Source organism: Pseudomonas sp. NBRC 111138, assembly GCF_001320835.1.
GTDB classification, from domain to species: Bacteria; Pseudomonadota; Gammaproteobacteria; order Pseudomonadales; family Pseudomonadaceae; genus Aquipseudomonas; species Aquipseudomonas paracarnis.
The window spans coordinates 1-16618 of the sequence record NZ_BCBO01000018.1 but is presented as its reverse complement, the minus strand read 5'-3'; the positions used below and the strand labels follow the sequence as shown (position 1 = coordinate 16618).

Sequence of the window (16618 nt, the reverse complement as noted above, 5' to 3'; positions counted from 1 at the left end):
CGGGCAATGGCGGTATTAACTTAATAGGGCGAAGCATCGTAAGGGTCACTAAGTTGTTGTTGGAGAGCATAACTAACAGGCGCGGCTAAACATGCCAGAGTGGGGCTGTCGTTTTGCTGAACGTCTCAGGGCTTAATATGTAAACAAGTGTAATTAAAGTTGTTTAAGTGCGGCGGTCCACTCTTCGCTGTTCATGGTGCCCATGGCCTTGAAGGTGCCGTTGGGCAGCACCTTGACGAACAGTGCGCTGCCGTACTCTGCAGCGGCTGCGTGAGGGAAGCCGAGGCTGGTCTGGAAGTCGCTCATGCAGGCGCTGTGGGTGATCAGCATCAGGTTGCGTCCCGGCTGTTTGTGGCCGAGGATTTCACCGCCCATGGCGTCGCCGCAGATGGCCAGCGGGCCGGGGGACAGCTCGGTCTTGCCGAACATGAACAGTGACGTCTGGGCGGTTCGCGTGGTGGGGCTGCTGAGCACGTCGGTCAGAGTCATGCCCAATGAATCAAAGGCTTTGCCCAGTTCAACAGCGCGTTCAGTGCCGTTGATGGTCAGGCCATCGGCAGGGCCGAAGCAGGGGTTGGCCGAGCGGTCGCAGCGCTCCTCATGGCGCACCAGCACCACCAGCTCACCCTCACGCCAACTGGCGAGCACCCCGGAGGTCACAAGGCGATTGCCCACGCCCAGGTCCAGGGGCGAGCTGGGCCAGAATAAAAAGCCCGTCAACAACAAGGCGGTAACGCTGATGCCAAGCAGGTGCAGGCGGTATTTTCTCAGGCGTTTTAACCTTGACCTTTTGGGTTGGGGATTGGCCAGGATCATGTCTGCCACGCGGTTCATCCTCGGCACTGTTTGTTGTGTTTATAAAAAGGCTGCACGATTGGGCAGTTGCCCTTGGTGAGGCAGGAGACTGTCACAGCACCGCTGTCTTTTTGCTGAACACTTGCATGTTAAGAGTGTCACTTGGATTAACTAATAAGTTGTGAGTCACCACGAGTTGGCGGGCACTTTAAAGTTCGGTGGATGGGCAGACGGTGAAATCCATGTGAAAAATTTGCGTGGGCACGAGCGTCAGCCGTTATTCTCATTGCTGGTCCTTCAGATGAGCGTTCTTATGTTGCAGGTGCAAGGTGTTGTTAAAAACTACGCGACCCCGCAAGGCCCGCTGACCGTTCTGGCTGGCGTCGACCTGCACCTGGGTGAACGCAGCAGCCTGGCGCTGATGGGCGAATCGGGCAGTGGCAAAAGCACCTTGCTGCACCTGGTGGCTGGGTTGGACCGAGTGGACGCTGGCAGCATCCGCATCGGCGAGCAACGCCTTGACCAACTCAACGAAGGGCAACTGGCCCATTGGCGCCGCACGCAAATCGGCCTGGTCTTCCAGCAGTTCAACCTGATCGGCAGCTTGCGCGTGGAAGACAACCTGGCGTTCCAGGCGCGGCTGGCGGGGCGTTTCGACCCGCACTGGCAAGCGCAATTGGTGGAGCGTCTGGGGCTGGGCGACTTGCTCCGGCGTTACCCCGAGCAACTCTCCGGTGGCCAGCAGCAACGGGTTGCCGTCGGGCGGGCGCTGGCCTCGCGGCCGGGTTTGTTGCTGGCTGACGAACCCACCGGCAACCTCGACGAAGCTACCAGCGATGAAGTGCTGCAACTGCTGTTGGACCTGCTGCGGGACAGCCCCACCAGCCTGCTGATGGTCACCCACAGCCCGCGCCTAGCCGCACGGCTTGACCGGCAAGTGGTGCTGCACCGTGGGCGTGTCGTGCCGATGGACGCTCGCTGAGATGGCGCTGTTTTACTGGACGCTGCGCGCGTTGCTGAGCCACTGGCGGCGTCATCCGGTGCAATTTTCCAGCGTGCTCACCGGCCTGTGGCTGGCCACCGCGCTACTGACCGGCGTGCAGGCCCTCAACAGCCAGGCGCGGGACAGCTACGCACGTGCCAGCCAATTGATCGGTGGAGAACCCCAAGCCAGCCTGGTTGCGCCGGACGCCGCCAGTTTCCCCCAGGCACTGTTTGCCGAGCTGCGCCGCGCCGGCTGGCCGGTATCCCCGGTGGTGCAGGGGCGGGTGGTGCTCCAGGGGCGTGAGCAGCAGCGTCTGCAACTGATGGGCATCGACCCGGTGTCGTTACCCGGCAGCGGCAGCGTGGCGGGGCAACGCTTGAGCCAGGCGCAGATGCTGGCGTTTTTCGAGCCGCCGGGGCGTACCTGGGTCGCTGCGCAAACGTTAGAGGCGCTGGGGTTGCAGGCGGGCGAGCAGCCGCTGACGTCCACCGGGCAACGCCTGCCACCGTTGCAGGTACAGGCCGATATGGCGCCCGGCCTGCTGCTGACCGATATCGGCTTTGCCCAACCCCTGCTCAACATGCCTGGGCGCCTGTCGCGCCTACTGTTGGACAACACCTTCGCCGCCCACCACCCCACGCCACCCGCCGCGTTGCAACTCAAGCAGGGCGAGGACAGCAACCTGTCACGCCTCACCGAAAGCTTTCACCTGAACCTGGATGCGGTGGGTTTTTTATCCTTTGTGGTGGGGCTGTTTATCGTGCATGCGGCCATCGGCCTGGCCCTGGAACAGCGCCGTGGTCTGCTGCGAACCTTGCGCGCTTGTGGAGTCAGCGCACGCATGCTGATCCTGAGCCTGGGCGTCGAATTGGGCGCTTTGGCGGTGTTGAGCGGTGTGCTCGGTATCGCCAGCGGCTACCTGCTGGCCAGCCTGTTGCTGCCGGATGTCGCCGCCAGTTTGCGCGGCCTGTACGGCGCCGAAGTCGCCGGCCAATTGAACTTGAGCCCCTGGTGGTGGCTGGCCGGCCTGGGCGTGAGCCTGCTCGGCGCGTTGCTCGCCGGAGCCAGCAGCCTGTGGCGCGCAGCGCGTTTGCCGTTACTGGCGCTGGCCAACGCCCAAGCCTGGCATCAAGCCCATGGGCGCTGGCTGCGGCGCCAGGGGTGGGTGGCGTCCGCGGCCCTGGCGATCGCGTTATTGGCGCTGTGGCTGGGCGATAGCCTGGCCGCCGGGTTTGTGCTGATGGCGGCCTTGCTGTTGGGCGCGGCATTGGCACTACCGGTGCTGCTCAATGAGTTATTGAAAGCCGTGCTGGGGCGTAGTCGCTCGGTACTGGGCCAGTGGTTCCTGGCCGATTGCCGCCAGCAACTGCCGGCCTTGAGCCTGGCGCTGATGGCGTTGCTGTTGGCCCTGGCGGCGAATATCGGCGCCGGCTCCATGACCTCGGGCTTTCGCCAGACCTTCACCCATTGGTTGGAGCAACGCCTCACTGCCGAGCTGTACCTCAACCCGCAAAATCCGCAGCAGGCCGAGCAACTGACGACGTGGTTGACCCGCCAGCCCCTGGTGCAGGCCGTACTGCCCGCGTGGCAGGTGGCGGTGCAACTGCAAGGCTGGCCCGCGGAGGTGTTCGGCGTGGTCGACAACCCCACTTATCGTCAACACTGGCCGCTGCTGGAGGCGGTGGACGCGCCCTGGGACCGCTTGCTGCAAGACGACAGCCTGATGCTCAGCGAACAACTGGCGCGACGCCTGAAGGTGCAACTGGGCGACACGGTTTCCATCCCCACCCCGCAGGGCACCTGGGCGCCGAAGATCGTCGGCATCTACGCCGACTACGGCAACCCCAAGGGCCATCTGCTGGTCAATGCCCGGCACCTGTTGGCGCATTGGCCGACGCTCTCACCGGCACGCTTCAACCTGCGGGTAGCGCCTGCCGACGTGCCGTCGCTGATCCGTGAAGTGCAGCGTGAGTTCGCCCTGGAAGACAGCCGCATCGTCGACCAACAGCAACTCAAGGGGTGGTCCAGCCAGGTCTTCGAACGCACCTTCGCTGCCACCGCCGCGTTGAACAGCCTGACCCTTGGCGTCGCCGGCGTGGCGCTGTTCATCAGCCTGCTGACCCAGAGCCAAAGCCGACTCGGCCAACTCGCGCCGTTGTGGGCGCTGGGCGTGACGCGCCGACAATTGATGCTGCTCAACCTCGGCCAGACCTGGCTGCTGGCGGTACTCACGTTGATCCTGGCGTTGCCGCTGGGGCTGTTGCTGGCGTGGTGCCTGGATGCGGTGATCAACGTGCAGGCCTTCGGCTGGCGCCTGCCGCTGCAGGTATTCCCCGGGCAGCTTGCGCAATTGCTGGGGCTGGCGATGCTTGCCACCTTGCTCGCGTCGGCCTGGCCCTTATGGCAGTTGTACCGCAGCCGTCCGGCGGATTTGTTGAGGACGTTCGCCCATGAAGATTAAGGCATTGGCGTGCATCGCCTGGTTACTACTGAGCGGCTGCGACCAGGCGCCCGCACCCGAGGACAGTTTCGCCGGGCTGGGCAGCGATGCGGCGGACTTTGCCCAGGTGGTGCCCGGCAAAGTCTTCAGTTTCCCCGAGGACCACGGGCCCCACGACGGCTTTCGTATCGAATGGTGGTACGTCACGGCCAACCTCAAGGATGCCCAGGGCAATGTCTTCGGCGTGCAATGGACGCTGTTTCGCCACGCATTGAAGGCCGGCCCCGTCCAACCGGGCTGGCGCGATTCAACCGTGTGGCTCGGCCACGCCGCCGTCACCTCCGCCACCCGCCACTACGCCGCCGAACGCCTGGCCCGGGGTGGCGTGGGGCAAGCCGGGGCCCAGGCAGAGCCGTTCAACGCCTGGATCGACGACTGGAACTTCGCCAGCCGCCCCGGCGCCGCCAGCCCCCTGGCTGACATGCAACTCAAGGCCAGTGGCGCGCAATTTGCCTACGACCTGCACCTGACTTCCAGCCGCCCGCTGGTGCTGCAAGGCGACCATGGCTACAGCCGCAAATCCGACCAGGGCCAGGCGTCGTACTACTACAGCCAGCCGTTTTTCACCGCCAGCGGCAGCGTCAACCTCGACGGCCACACCTACCAGGTCAGCGGCCCAGCCTGGCTCGACCGCGAATGGAGCAGCCAACCCCTTGCCGCCAGCCAGACCGGCTGGGACTGGTTCTCCCTGCATCTGGACCGCGGCGCGCAGCTGATGCTGTTTCGCGTGCGGCAGAAAGACAGCGACGGTTACCTCACCGGCACCTGGATCGACGCCCAGGGCCACACCGAGACCTTGCACAACAGCGATATCCAACTCACACCGCTGACCACCACGGCCATCGACGGGCGCAACATTCCCACACGCTGGTCGCTGAAAATTCCCGGCAAACAGCTGGACATCACCACCGAGGCCGTCAACCCGAAGGCGTGGATGGACCTGGGTATACCGTACTGGGAAGGGCCGGTGCGGTTTGAGGGTGGGGTGGGGTATTTGGAGATGACGGGGTATTAGGGGGTATAGCAGGGTAGTTTTGCCCTACGACTCGACGGGTAATACTCGTACAGGCTTTTCAAAAAAAATACTGTACATGCATACAGTCTTATCCTACAGTCCATCCCAGGTGACCGGATGTCACCGGTTACCTGAGCTTCAATTTTTTAACTATGGATGGATAAAAAATGAAATCGAAAAAAGCCTTTATGCTAGGCGCGGCCATGATGGCCTCCTGCTTCGTTTCGGCCTTTGCCCTGGCTGATCAAGCGCCTGCGAAACTCAGTGCCGAAGCGGTCAAGCAGGCCGTGAACAAAGCGCTCAAGTCCGGCGGCAAGCTGGACGCCTCGAAGGTTTCGACCGAACTCAAGAAAAAACTGCTGGTGGCCAAGTCTGGTCAGTCCAAGGCCGTGACCCGATCCCTCAAGTCCGAGCCGTTCGACAGCGTGGTGAGTGAGTTGAAAAAGCCGGCGCAAGGCGCGTTGAAAGGTGCGGCTATCGCGGCGTTTGAACCGCTGTTTCCAACCCTGGATATCAACACGCTTTACACCGTCGATGCGGTGCAGGCCGGTAACGAGTTTGCCTACCACTTCAACCTGCCGCAGAACGCACGAGTGCAGGTGCAACTGGTCAACCAGAGTGCAGGCGCGGATATGTCGCTGACCCTGTTTCAGGATGACGGCCAGGGCAACCTGAGTGTGGTCGGTTCGTCGGATGCCGCAGGCAATGCCGATGAATACCTCAACGGTGTGCTGCCGGCCGGCGACTACTACTGGTACATGGTGGCCAAGGTCGCGGATAACGCGCAGTTCAGTTTCGGCGTGGCGGTGGACAGCAACATCGACGCGTTCGAGCCCAACGACAGCGCGCAAACCGCGTTCGTATTGCCCGATTCGATGAACAAGGTCAGCGGCAATCTCGACAGCGCCAACGATGTCGATTACTTCGACTTCACGGCGGTCCGTGGCCAAAGCGTGAGTATGTACCTGGCGGGCGACGAGAACGGCAGCCGAAACCAGTGGATCTTCGACCGCTTTGATGGCGCCAACTGGGTCACCGTGCCGGCCGGTTCTACCTCGACCTACCCGAGCGTCGCGCCGGGCACCACGGTGAAGGTGCGTGTACGGGCCAACCCGGCGGTGGCGCAGGACCCGAGCAAGTATTACCAACTGAGCCTGGGTTCCACACCGCGCTTGAACACCAGCAGTGTCAAAGGTGACAACATCGTGCGGGTGACGGAAGTGTGGCTGGCCACGCAAACCGCTCGGCTGTTGAACTGGTCGACCCAATGGTCGGACTCCACCGGCGCGCCGCTGCTGGGGGTCACGCCGGTATTGCGCGTCGATAACCACTTCGTCGACTTGAACTACCGTTGGGTTGACTACAAAGCGACTACCAACAGCGCGGGTGTATCAGAGGCCACGGCTAATATCGGTACGTGCTTCGGTGACTACACAACGGTGATCAACGACAGCAGCACTGGTGTGCCGTACAAGTGGCGTACCACCTACAACGAGGGTGGCTGGCGCATTGAGCTGGCTGAGTTCCCTGGTGTGGGCGTTGGCGGTGAGAATGTGCAATACGTCAGCCTGGGGCATATCTGCACTCAGGACATCATCCACTGACAGCGTGATGTGAAGTAGAAGGGGCGGCCTCTAGAGGCTGCCCCTTTTTTGTGGCTTTTTCCTGATCATTTCTGGCTATCGTGAGAACGCGGCTCCCAATACAAAGTGCCAAACAAATAGTCCATCAACGGCAGCACGATATTGAAGTTACGCCCCTGCATCAGCTCACGACGGTGATGCAGGGCATGCAGGCGGTGCATCTGGCGAATCCATGGCAGGCGTGCCACCGGGTGTTCGGCAGGCAGGTGTTCGCAGGCATGGAACACTTCGTAGAGCAGGTAGCCAAGGATCATGCAGCCTGCAAACAACCCGGCAACGTTGGTGCTCAGTTGGCTGAGCAGCCACCAGGCGGGAAGGGTGATGGCCAGGCTGTGCAGCATGATCAGCCAGGCTGGAAACAGGATGACGCGCCAGTCCCGAGGGCTGTCGTAGGTCATGTGGCCGGGGGTGAAGAAGCTGTGGTGATCGCCGGTGTGGCGTGCGTAAAACAGCCGGGCGAATGCATGTTTGTGATGGCCCAGGTGGCGGTGCACGAGGTAGATGCACAGGTTGAAGAACAGCAGGGTCAGGGGCACGGTCAGCCACTGCAGGGCGGTGATATCGGCGGTGGAGGACCAGGCCAGCGTGATGCAGGCGATGCCGTAGCCAAGCACGAATGCGGCGTGCAGCCAGGGGTTGTAACGCGGGTTGACGCTTGCGCGGTAACGGTCGCGGAAAGTCTCGGTCGGGTGGGGCATGGCCGGCTGCTCGCTGTGTTTTTATTTGAGGCTGAGCTTAGTTGGCGTAAGCGGATGTGCGAGTTTTTACTGACCACCTCATCCCCCCTGTAGGAGCGAGCTTGCTCGCGAAAAATGTCAACGATAACGCGGGCTTCTGAATAAACGCGGCGCCTGTGAGTTTTTCGCGAGCAAGCTCGCTCCTACAACCGGAGGGCAAGCCAGCTCCCATATTTTTGCCCGAGACCGACCAGTGGAGGCTTGCACAGGTCTGAATTACTTGTTAGTTTCTGGCAAAATGTTAACGATAACATTTGCTCTAAAAATAAAAACAAAACAGAGACCCACGCCATGAAAATGCTCCCGAAAACCCTGTGTTTACTGGCTGCCAGCATCACCCTGGGCAGCGCGACCCCCGCGTTTGCCGACGCTGCCAAGCCCATCCGCATCGGCGCCTCGTTCCAGGAAATCAACAACCCCTATTTCGTCACCATGAAAAACGCCCTGGAAGAAGCCGGCGCCACCATCGGTGCCAAGTTGATCATCACCGACGCCCGCCACGACGTGTCCAAGCAGGTCAGTGATGTCGAAGACATGCTGCAAAAGGGCATCGACATCCTGCTGATCAACCCCACTGATTCCGTCGGTGTGCAATCGGCTGTCAAGTCGGCCCATGCTGCCGGTGTCGTAGTGGTGGCGGTGGATGCCCAGGCAGATGGCCCGTTGGATTCATTCGTGGGGTCGAAGAACTTCGACGCCGGTTTCCAGGCCTGTGAGTACCTGGCTAAAACCATCGGTGACAAAGGCAATATCGCTATCCTTGACGGCATCGCCGTGGTGCCGATCCTCGAACGTGTGCGCGGCTGCAAAGAGGCGGTGGCCAAGCACCCGGACATCAAGATCGTCAGCATCCAGAACGGCAAACAGGAACGCGATCAGGCCCTCACCGTCACCGAAAACATGTTGCAGGCCCAGCCTACCCTCAAGGGCATTTTCAGCGTGAATGACAATGGCTCTCTCGGCGCGCTGTCGGCTATCGAAGCCAGCGGCATGGACGTGAAGCTGGTCAGCGTCGACGGTGCGCCGGAAGCGATCAAGGCGATCCAGAAACCCGGCAGCCATTTCATCGCCACCTCGGCCCAATACCCCCGCGACCAGATCCGCCTAGCCCTGGGCATCGCCCTGGCCAAGAAGTGGGGCGCCCAAGTACCGGCCAGCGTGCCGGTGGACATCACCCTGATCGACCAGGCCAAGGCCAAGGACTTCAGCTGGTAACCCCCCCAGGCCCCGCGTAGTTCGTGGGGCCCAGGTCTTCCTTCTGAGTGCGAGGTCGGCGGTATGAGCAGTCTTCTGAAGCTGGAAAACATCTGTAAGCGTTACCCGGGGGTGCAGGCCCTCAAGGCCATCAACCTGCAAGTGGAGCGCGGCGAAATCCACGCCTTGCTCGGGGAAAATGGCGCGGGCAAATCCACCCTGATGAAGATTCTGGGCGGTGTCGAACATCAGGACGAAGGGCAAATTTTTATCGACGGGCAGGCCCGAAAATTTGCGACCTATCGGGATGCGATTGCCGCCGGGATTGGCATTGTGTTCCAGGAATTCAGCCTGATTCCCTACCTCACGGCGGTAGAAAATATCTTCCTTGGCCATGAGCTGAGCAACCGCTTCGGCCTGTTGCGCAAACGCGAAATGGCCGAGGCGGCGCAGGCGTTGTTCGAGCGCCTCGGGGTCAGCATCGATCTGCACTGCGCGGTCAAGCACCTGAGCGTGGCCGAGCAGCAGTTTGTCGAAATCGCCAAGGCCCTGGCTTTGGACGCACGCCTGCTGGTGCTCGATGAGCCAACCGCGACGCTGACCCCCAGTGAGGCCGAGTTGCTGTTCGGCATCATGCGCGAACTCAAGCGCCAGGGCGTGGCGGTGATTTTTATCTCGCACCACCTGGAAGAGATTTTCCAGGTCTGCGACCGCATCAGCGTGCTGCGCGACGGCAGCAATGCAGGCGTTACCGAAGTGGCCGACAGCGATATCGATCACTTGGTCGAGATGATGGTCGGCCGCCGCCTGGAGTGCAGTTTTCCGCCTAAACCCACTACCGCACGCGGCCCGTTGCTGCTGGAGGTCAAGGATATCCAGCTGGTGCGCAACGGCCCCCACAACCGTTTCAATGTGCACAAGGGCGAGATCCTGGGCTTCGCCGGCCTGGTGGGCTCGGGCCGCACCGAGCTGGCCCTGGGCATGATGGGCGCGCTGCCCACGGTGAGCAAAGACGTGTGGCTGCGCGGGGAAAAAGTCAGCCTCGACGACCCGGCCCAAGCCCTGGCCCACGGCATTGGCCTGCTACCGGAAAGCCGTAAGAGCGAAGGGCTGATCACCGCCTTCAGCATTCGCGAAAATATCTCGCTGAACAATTTGCCCAAGTATCAGCACGCCTCGGGCCTGATCGACAAGGCCCGCGAGTGCGCCAGCGTCGAAGCGCTGATGCGCCAGCTGTCGATCAAGGCACCCAGTGGCGAAAGCCTTGTGGTGAACCTCAGCGGCGGCAACCAGCAAAAAGTCGTGATCGCCCGCTGGATCAACCACCACTGCGACGTGCTGGTGTTCGACGAACCCACACGCGGTATCGACGTGGGTGCCAAGGCGCAGATCTACGCGTTGATGCGCAGCCTCACCGAACAGGGCTACGCGATCATCATGATTTCCTCCGAGCTGCCCGAAGTCATCGGCATGTGCGACCGCGTCGCCGTGTTCCACAAGGGCGCCATCGTCAAGGTACTGGAAGCGTCCGCCGTCAATCCTCAAGAGGTCATGCGCCATGCAACAGGGGGCTCAAGTGAATACGTCCATTAACACCGCCGGCACCGGCCGCTTGCGCCTGAACCTGGCGCGGCTGCTGCGTTCGCCGGCGTTTTATCCCTTTGTCGGGCTGGTGGTGGTGACCCTGGTGATGATCCTCGCCAGTGACACCTTCCTCACTGCCAGCAATCTCTCCAACATCGCCCGCCAGGTGTCGATCAACGCAATCATCGCGGTGGGCATGACCTGCGTGATTCTCACCGGTGGCATCGACTTGTCGGTGGGGCCGGTGATGGCGTTGTCCGGCACCTTGACCGCCGGGCTGATGGTCGCCGGGTTGCCGCCGGGCCTGGCGATTGGCGCCGGGCTGCTGGTGGGCGTGGCCTTCGGCATCGGCAACGGGCTGTTCGTGGCGTACCTGCATATGCCGCCGATCATCGTCACCCTGGCGACCATGGGCATCGCCCGCGGGTTCGGGCTGATGTACACCGACGGCTACCCGATTTCCGGCTTGCCAGAGTGGTTCGCGTTCTTCGGTCGCGCCAGTGTGTTTGGCCTGCAGGTGCCGATCCTGATCATGCTGATCACCTACCTGGCGGCCTATGTGCTGCTGCAACACACCCGCATCGGCCGCTACATCTACGCCATCGGCGGCAATGAAGAAGCGGTGCGCTTGTCCGGGGTGCGAGCGGCGCGTTTCAAGCTGCTGGTGTACGGCATCAGCGGCTTCACCGCCGCGATTGCCGGGCTGGTGCTCACCTCGCGCTTGATGAGCGGCCAGCCGAATGCCGGCGTGTCGTTCGAGCTGGATGCGATTGCCGCCGTGGTACTGGGTGGTGCGTCGATTGCCGGCGGCCGCGGAGTGATCATCGGCACCTTGCTCGGCGCCATGCTGCTGGGCGTGTTGAACAACGGTTTGAACATGCTTGGCGTGTCGCCCTACGTCCAGAGCGTGATCAAGGGCGGGATCATCTTGCTGGCGATTTTCATCAGCCGTCAGCGCCATCGTTAATACCTCACTACACAGGACCGAACACATGGACAAGCACACTCACATGCAAGCCGTCGTCTGCCACGGCCCGAAAGACTACCGCCTGGAGCGCATCGGCAAACCCCAGGCGCGTGCCAATGAGCTGGTGATCCGTATCGCCGCCTGCGGCATCTGCGCCAGTGACTGCAAGTGCCACTCGGGCGCGGCGATGTTCTGGGGCGGCGACAACCCCTGGGTCAAGGCGCCGGTAATACCGGGCCACGAATTTTTCGGCTACGTGGTCGAAGCCGGCGAGGGCGCCGAGGAGCACTTTGAGGTCAAGGTCGGTGACAAGGTCATCGCCGAACAGATCGTGCCGTGTGGCAAGTGCCGCTTCTGCAAATCAGGCAAATACTGGATGTGCGAAGTGCACAACATCTTCGGCTTCCAGCGCGAAGTGGCCGAAGGCGGCATGGCCCAATACATGCGCATTCCCAAGACCGCCATCGTGCACAAGATCCCTGAGTCGGTGTCCCTGGAAGACTCGGCGCTGGTGGAGCCGATGGCCTGCTCGATCCATACCGTCAACCGTGGCGATATCCAGCTCGACGACGTGGTGGTGATTGCCGGCGCGGGCACCCTGGGCCTGTGCATGGTCCAGGTCGCCGCGCTGAAGACCCCGAAAAAACTGGTGGTGATCGACATGGTCGATGAACGCCTGGAGCTGGCGAAAAAATTCGGCGCCGATGTGGTGATCAACCCCGCCCGTGACAACGCTCGCGAGATCATCAACGGGCTGACGGACAACTACGGCTGCGACGTCTATATCGAAACCACCGGCGTACCGGCCGGCGTCACCCAGGGCCTGGACCTGATCCGCAAGCTCGGGCGTTTTGTCGAGTTCAGCGTGTTTGGCGCCGAGACCAGCGTGGACTGGTCGATCATCGGCGACCGCAAGGAGCTCGACGTGCGCGGCGCGCACCTGGGCCCGTATTGCTACCCGATCGCCATCGACCTGTTCGAGCGTGGCCTGGTCACCTCCCAAGGCATCGTCACCCATGATTTCCCGCTGGACGACTGGGCCCAAGCGTTTGAACTGGCCAACTCGACCAAGTCGATCAAGGTGCTGTTGAAGCCGGTGCTCTGAGATGGACTACGTCATCGGTGTAGACATTGGCACCCAGAGCACCAAGGCGCTGCTGGTGGATGCCCAAGGCACGATCATCGCCCAGCATAGCCAAGGCTACCGGGTGGACACCCCGAAAGTGCGCTGGGCCGAGCAGTGGCCGCAGGTGTGGCTGGATGCTGTCGAAACGTGCGTGGCCCAGTGCATGGCCAAGGCCGGGGTACCGGCGCCGCAGGTCAAGGCGCTGTGCATCAGCAGTTTGTACGGTGGTTCGGGCATTGCCGTGGATGCGCAGATGACGCCGCTGCACCCGTGCCTGATCTGGATGGACCGCCGCGCCGGCGAGCAGGTGGCCTGGGTGCGTGAGCATGTGGACCTGGAGCGCTTGTTCGCCATCACCGGCAATTCGGTGGACAGCTACTACGGCTTCACCAAGATGCTCTGGCTCAAGCAGCACCAGCCTCAGGTGTGGGCGAATACCCGTTACCTGTTGCCGCCCAACAGCTACATCAATTGGTGCCTGACCGGCGAGTTGGCGGTGGACCACAGCAGCGCCGGGAATATCGGCGGTGTCTACGACGTGGCGGCGCGCAACTGGTCAGGCGAGATGCTGGAGGCGTTGGGTATCGCGCAGTCGATGATGCCCGAGCGGTTGCTGTATTCCGGCGAGGTGGTGGGTGGTTTGCTTGCAGACTGGGCCGCACGCCTGGGCTTGCAGGCGGGCACGCCGATCCTCGCTGGGGGCGTGGACGCGGCCATGGCGACCCTGGCGGCGGGTGTCACTCAGCCAGGCAATCATGTGGCGATGATCGGCACCAGCATGTGCTGGGGCTACCTGAACCAGCAGGTGGATGCGCGCCACGGTTTGGTGAGCATGCCCCATGTCTACAACGGCCACCGCGACCTGTACATCTTCGGCGGTGCGATCACCGCCGGGGCCTCGGTCAGCTGGTTTCGCGAGCAGTTCTGCCAGGCCGAAGAACAGCAGGCCCAGGCCACGGGGCAAGACAGCCTGGCGCTGCTGGAGCAGAGCGCGATGAAGATTCCGGCAGGCAGCGAAGGCGTGGTGTTTTTGCCTTACTTGATGGGCGAGCGCAGCCCGGTGTGGGATGACCGCGCCAGCGGCAGTTTTGTCGGGCTCAACCTCTACCACAGCCGCTTTCACCTGTACCGCGCGGTGCTGGAGGGCGTGAGTTTTGCCCTGCGCCACAATATCGAAGCGGGCAGCCAGGGCGCGCATTCCCTGGACCCGCGCTTGATTGTGGTGGGCGGGGCGAGCCATTCGGACCTGTGGATGCAGATCATCGCCGACGTCACACGCTACCCGGTGTACACGATCGTGCAGGAGGTAGAAGCAGCCCTGGGCGCGGCGTTGTTGGCGGCGCATACGATGGGGTTGGTGAGTGATGGGCAGATGGACACGGGTTGGGTGCAGTTGCAATTGCGGGCGCAGCCCAAGCGGGAGAATGTCATGACCTATGACCGGGCGTTTGCCGAGTACCTGAAGTTGTACCCAGCCCTGAAACCAGTCATGCACAACCTGCAAGCCACCTGATTCAACACTGTCCAAAACTGTGGGAGCTGGCTTGCCTGCGATAGCGGTGTATCAGCACCCGATAAGGAGACTGACACTCCGCTATCGCAGGCAAGCCAGCTCCCACAGTGGGTCTTCATTGGTTTTGAGATCTTTATTTATGTCTACCACCTTCGATTTTTCGTACCAGCGCATCCTCGTCACCGGTGCCAGCAGCGGCATCGGTCGCGAAATTGCCCAGCAACTGATCACCAGCGGCGCTGAAGTCTTCGCTCTCGGTCGCGATGCCCAGGCGTTGGCGGCATTGGGGTGCCACACCCTGTGCGTGGACATCGCTGACAGCATCGCCCTCGACAACGCCCTGCACGACCTGCCGCCTCTGCACGGCCTGGTCAACTGCGCCGGTATCTCACGCCTGGAGCCCGCCGCTGCCATCAGCGCCAACGCCTTCGACCAGGTAATGCATGTCAACGCCCGCGCCGCTGCGCAAGTGGCCAGCCGGGTCGCGGCAAAGATGATCGAGGCGAACATGGCCGGCAGCATCGTCAACGTCTCCAGCCAGGCGTCGTTGGTGGCGCTGGATGATCACCTGAGCTACTGCGCCTCCAAGGCTGCACTGGATGCGATCACCCGCGTGCAATGCGCCGAGTGGGGCCGTTTTGGCATACGCGTCAACAGCGTCAACCCCACCGTGACCTTGACGCCCATGGCGACCATGGCCTGGTCCGACCCGGCCAAGCGCGACCCGGCACTGGCAGCGATTCCTTTGGGGCGTTTTGCGCAACCGGCGGAAGTGGCGCTGCCGGTGCTGTTTTTGCTAAGCGACGCGGCCAGCATGATCAGTGGCGTGAGCCTGCCTGTGGACGGCGGCTACACCAGCCGCTAGCCGTTTTCCAACTGCCCGGCGATGACCACTTTGTCCCGTGGCTTGTGCGGGTCTTGCAGGCGATCAAGCAGCAGGCGCACCGCACTGCTGCCGGCCAGGGACGCGTCGTGGGCCACGCAGGCAATCGGCACGCCAAAGATATCGGCGAAGGGCAGGCGGTCGATGCCGCAGATGGTCAGGCTGTCATGGGCGATGTTATGCATACGCAACGCACGCAGGGCGCCCAGGGTGATCAACTGGTTGAAACCCATGATCGCGTCCGGTGCCGAGTGTGCGGCCAGGTAATCGAGGGTATGCAGGTAAGCCGGCATCAGCGTGTAGTCGCCCGCTTGCACCTCGACCTGAATGTCGGGGTGTGCGGCCAGCACTTCCCGCAGGCCTTTGAGGCGTTCCACGCTGATACGCGAGTGCTCGGGGCCGGTCAGCACCAGCAGGCGCTTGAGGTTCGGGGTTTGGCGTAACAGGTAGTGCGCGGCTTGCAGGCCGCTGTGGTAGTTGTCGAGCACCACGCGGCTGAACGGGCTGTCGTGGATCGTGCGATCGAGCAGCACCACCGGGGTCTTGCCGTTGCCCAGGCGCTCCAGATAGTCGGGCTGGTAGCTCGGCTCGTCGGAGACCGGCGACAGGATGATCCCCGCCACGCGATAGCCCAGCAGGGTATCGACTGCCTTGCTTTCGAGTTCTTCCAGCTCATCGGTGTCCACCAGCATGATGGTGTAGCCGTGCTTTTTCGCCTCGCGGGAAATCGCCTTGATCATCTCGCTGTAGAACGGGTTGTCTACCGATGCGGTGATGACCCCGATGATCAGGCTTTCACTGCGCTTGAGCCCGCGGGCGAAGGCGTTGGGCACGTAGTCCAGCTCGCGTGCCACTTCCAGGATGCGCGCCAGGGTGGCGGGTTTGACCAGGTCGGGTTTGCTCAAAGCGCGGGACACCGTAATGGTGGTCATGCCGACCCGTTTGGCAATGTCGCTGATGGTGACGGACTTTTTCTTGTTCATCGGTAAGACTGCGAGAGTAAACACCAGCAGGCTAGCATGCGCGCAAGCGTAGAGTGATTCAAATCAGCGGATCCCAGCGTTGCGACCAGTCGCCTTCGGCCTTCACCACTTCGCGCAGCAGTTCCAAAGCCTGCTGCAACACCGCTGAATCTCGCGCCCGCGAATACACAAGGTAGGTCGGAAAGCTGAATTCCGGCGCCTTGGCCACGCGCTGCATGACGCCGCTGTCCAGGTAGCTCTGCACCACCCGCGTGCGGAAGTAACCAGCACCGCCATTCTCCAGGATGTACTGCAACGCCAGCGGCCCCAGGTTGAAACTCAGCGCGGCACGCGCACGGTCGGGCAGGGCGGCGTCGTGTTGCTGGCGAAAACCCTGGCCCCAGTCGATATACACGTAGGGCGAGGGTTTGCTCGCCAGTTGCACCAGAATCAGTTTTTCTTCCAGCACCTGCTCCACCTGCAAGCCTGGCCAGTATTGCGGCTGGAACACCAAGGCGGCGTCGAGCACACCCAGCTCCAGTTGGCGCAGCAGGTATTCGCCTTCACGCACTTCGGTGCGCAAGGCGTGCCCCGGTATCTGCTCGCGCAGCGCCTTGGCCCAGCCGAGCATCAACGGGTTGCACAGGCTGACCTCCCCGCCGATATGCAGCACATTGCGATAGCCGTCCGGCAATGGCAGGTCACGGCGGGCGG

At 62.3% G+C, this 16618-nt stretch carries 14 protein-coding genes; 10 read left to right on the top strand and 4 right to left on the bottom strand.

From position 1 onward, the window contains the following. Positions 1–153: 153 nt before the first annotated feature. The gene (locus APH41_RS03565; protein WP_054917465.1) at positions 154–834 is read right to left on the bottom strand and encodes an Ais protein; all 681 of its coding nucleotides are present in this window, start codon (positions 832–834) and stop codon (positions 154–156) included. Between the two features lie 274 nt (positions 835–1108). Here APH41_RS03565 and APH41_RS03560 point away from each other — a divergent pair, with 274 nt between their 5' ends. The 4 genes from APH41_RS03560 to APH41_RS03545 all read left to right on the top strand — a co-directional run bounded on the left by APH41_RS03560 (position 1109) and on the right by APH41_RS03545 (position 6899). Beyond that, entirely contained in the window at positions 1109–1777 is a 669-nt protein-coding gene (locus tag APH41_RS03560) for an ABC transporter ATP-binding protein (RefSeq protein ID WP_020301318.1), read from the top strand. Position 1778: 1 nt separating this feature from the next. Beyond that, the gene (locus APH41_RS03555) at positions 1779–4241 is read left to right on the top strand and encodes an FtsX-like permease family protein (protein ID WP_054917464.1); all 2463 of its coding nucleotides are present in this window, start codon (positions 1779–1781) and stop codon (positions 4239–4241) included. After that, complete coding sequence (locus tag APH41_RS03550; protein ID WP_054917462.1) at positions 4231–5295, top strand: lipocalin-like domain-containing protein; 1065 nt, start codon at positions 4231–4233, stop codon at positions 5293–5295. Before APH41_RS03555 ends, APH41_RS03550 begins: the two co-directional genes overlap by 11 nt. A gap of 167 nt (positions 5296–5462) precedes the next feature. Beyond that, positions 5463–6899 (top strand): hypothetical protein, encoded by a 1437-nt coding sequence (locus APH41_RS03545; protein WP_054897425.1) that lies wholly within the window; start codon positions 5463–5465, stop codon positions 6897–6899. A 65-nt stretch (positions 6900–6964) separates the two neighbouring features. On the opposite strand, the gene APH41_RS03540 is transcribed toward APH41_RS03545, so the two are convergent. Next, complete coding sequence (locus tag APH41_RS03540) at positions 6965–7636, bottom strand: sterol desaturase family protein (protein ID WP_054917460.1); 672 nt, start codon at positions 7634–7636, stop codon at positions 6965–6967. Between the two features lie 330 nt (positions 7637–7966). Between APH41_RS03540 and APH41_RS03535 the strand changes: the two genes are divergently transcribed. The 6 genes from APH41_RS03535 to APH41_RS03510 all read left to right on the top strand — a co-directional run bounded on the left by APH41_RS03535 (position 7967) and on the right by APH41_RS03510 (position 14924). Next, on the top strand, positions 7967–8890 hold the full coding sequence (locus APH41_RS03535; protein WP_014719049.1) for a substrate-binding domain-containing protein: 924 nt from the start codon (positions 7967–7969) through the stop codon (positions 8888–8890). A 63-nt stretch (positions 8891–8953) separates the two neighbouring features. Next, a complete protein-coding gene (locus APH41_RS03530) occupies positions 8954–10462 on the top strand; it encodes a sugar ABC transporter ATP-binding protein (protein ID WP_054917458.1) in 1509 nt (502 codons plus the stop codon). Further along, positions 10428–11420: an ABC transporter permease gene (locus APH41_RS03525; RefSeq protein WP_054897444.1), complete on the top strand. Its 993-nt coding sequence runs from the start codon at positions 10428–10430 to the stop codon at positions 11418–11420. The genes APH41_RS03530 and APH41_RS03525 overlap by 35 nt, the downstream gene beginning before the upstream one ends. Positions 11421–11445: 25 nt before the next feature. Beyond that, on the top strand, positions 11446–12525 hold the full coding sequence (locus APH41_RS03520; protein ID WP_054917456.1) for an alcohol dehydrogenase catalytic domain-containing protein: 1080 nt from the start codon (positions 11446–11448) through the stop codon (positions 12523–12525). A 1-nt stretch (position 12526) separates the two neighbouring features. Then, on the top strand, positions 12527–14059 hold the full coding sequence (locus tag APH41_RS03515) for an FGGY-family carbohydrate kinase (protein ID WP_054917455.1): 1533 nt from the start codon (positions 12527–12529) through the stop codon (positions 14057–14059). A gap of 139 nt (positions 14060–14198) precedes the next feature. After that, the gene (locus APH41_RS03510) at positions 14199–14924 is read left to right on the top strand and encodes an SDR family oxidoreductase (protein WP_034128168.1); all 726 of its coding nucleotides are present in this window, start codon (positions 14199–14201) and stop codon (positions 14922–14924) included. On the opposite strand, the gene APH41_RS03505 is transcribed toward APH41_RS03510, so the two are convergent. Together APH41_RS03505 and APH41_RS03500 are read right to left on the bottom strand one after the other, a co-directional pair. After that, entirely contained in the window at positions 14921–15925 is a 1005-nt protein-coding gene (locus APH41_RS03505; RefSeq protein WP_034128167.1) for a LacI family DNA-binding transcriptional regulator, read from the bottom strand. The genes APH41_RS03510 and APH41_RS03505 overlap by 4 nt on opposite strands. Positions 15926–15983: 58 nt before the next feature. After that, a partial coding sequence (locus APH41_RS03500; protein WP_054917453.1) for a substrate-binding domain-containing protein occupies positions 15984–16618 on the bottom strand: 635 nt, incomplete at its 5' end.

Bases quoted from the DNA above. Each gene is read 5' to 3' on its own strand.
- APH41_RS03565 (WP_054917465.1), bottom strand. From the start codon at position 834: ATGAACCGCGTGGCAGACATGATCCTGGCCAATCCCCAACCCAAAAGG.
- APH41_RS03560 (WP_020301318.1), top strand. From the start codon at position 1,109: ATGTTGCAGGTGCAAGGTGTTGTTAAAAACTACGCGACCCCGCAAGGC.
- APH41_RS03555 (WP_054917464.1), top strand. From the start codon at position 1,779: ATGGCGCTGTTTTACTGGACGCTGCGCGCGTTGCTGAGCCACTGGCGG.
- APH41_RS03550 (WP_054917462.1), top strand. From the start codon at position 4,231: ATGAAGATTAAGGCATTGGCGTGCATCGCCTGGTTACTACTGAGCGGC.
- APH41_RS03545 (WP_054897425.1), top strand. From the start codon at position 5,463: ATGAAATCGAAAAAAGCCTTTATGCTAGGCGCGGCCATGATGGCCTCC.
- APH41_RS03540 (WP_054917460.1), bottom strand. From the start codon at position 7,636: ATGCCCCACCCGACCGAGACTTTCCGCGACCGTTACCGCGCAAGCGTC.
- APH41_RS03535 (WP_014719049.1), top strand. From the start codon at position 7,967: ATGAAAATGCTCCCGAAAACCCTGTGTTTACTGGCTGCCAGCATCACC.
- APH41_RS03530 (WP_054917458.1), top strand. From the start codon at position 8,954: ATGAGCAGTCTTCTGAAGCTGGAAAACATCTGTAAGCGTTACCCGGGG.
- APH41_RS03525 (WP_054897444.1), top strand. From the start codon at position 10,428: ATGCAACAGGGGGCTCAAGTGAATACGTCCATTAACACCGCCGGCACC.
- APH41_RS03520 (WP_054917456.1), top strand. From the start codon at position 11,446: ATGGACAAGCACACTCACATGCAAGCCGTCGTCTGCCACGGCCCGAAA.
- APH41_RS03515 (WP_054917455.1), top strand. From the start codon at position 12,527: ATGGACTACGTCATCGGTGTAGACATTGGCACCCAGAGCACCAAGGCG.
- APH41_RS03510 (WP_034128168.1), top strand. From the start codon at position 14,199: ATGTCTACCACCTTCGATTTTTCGTACCAGCGCATCCTCGTCACCGGT.
- APH41_RS03505 (WP_034128167.1), bottom strand. From the start codon at position 15,925: ATGAACAAGAAAAAGTCCGTCACCATCAGCGACATTGCCAAACGGGTC.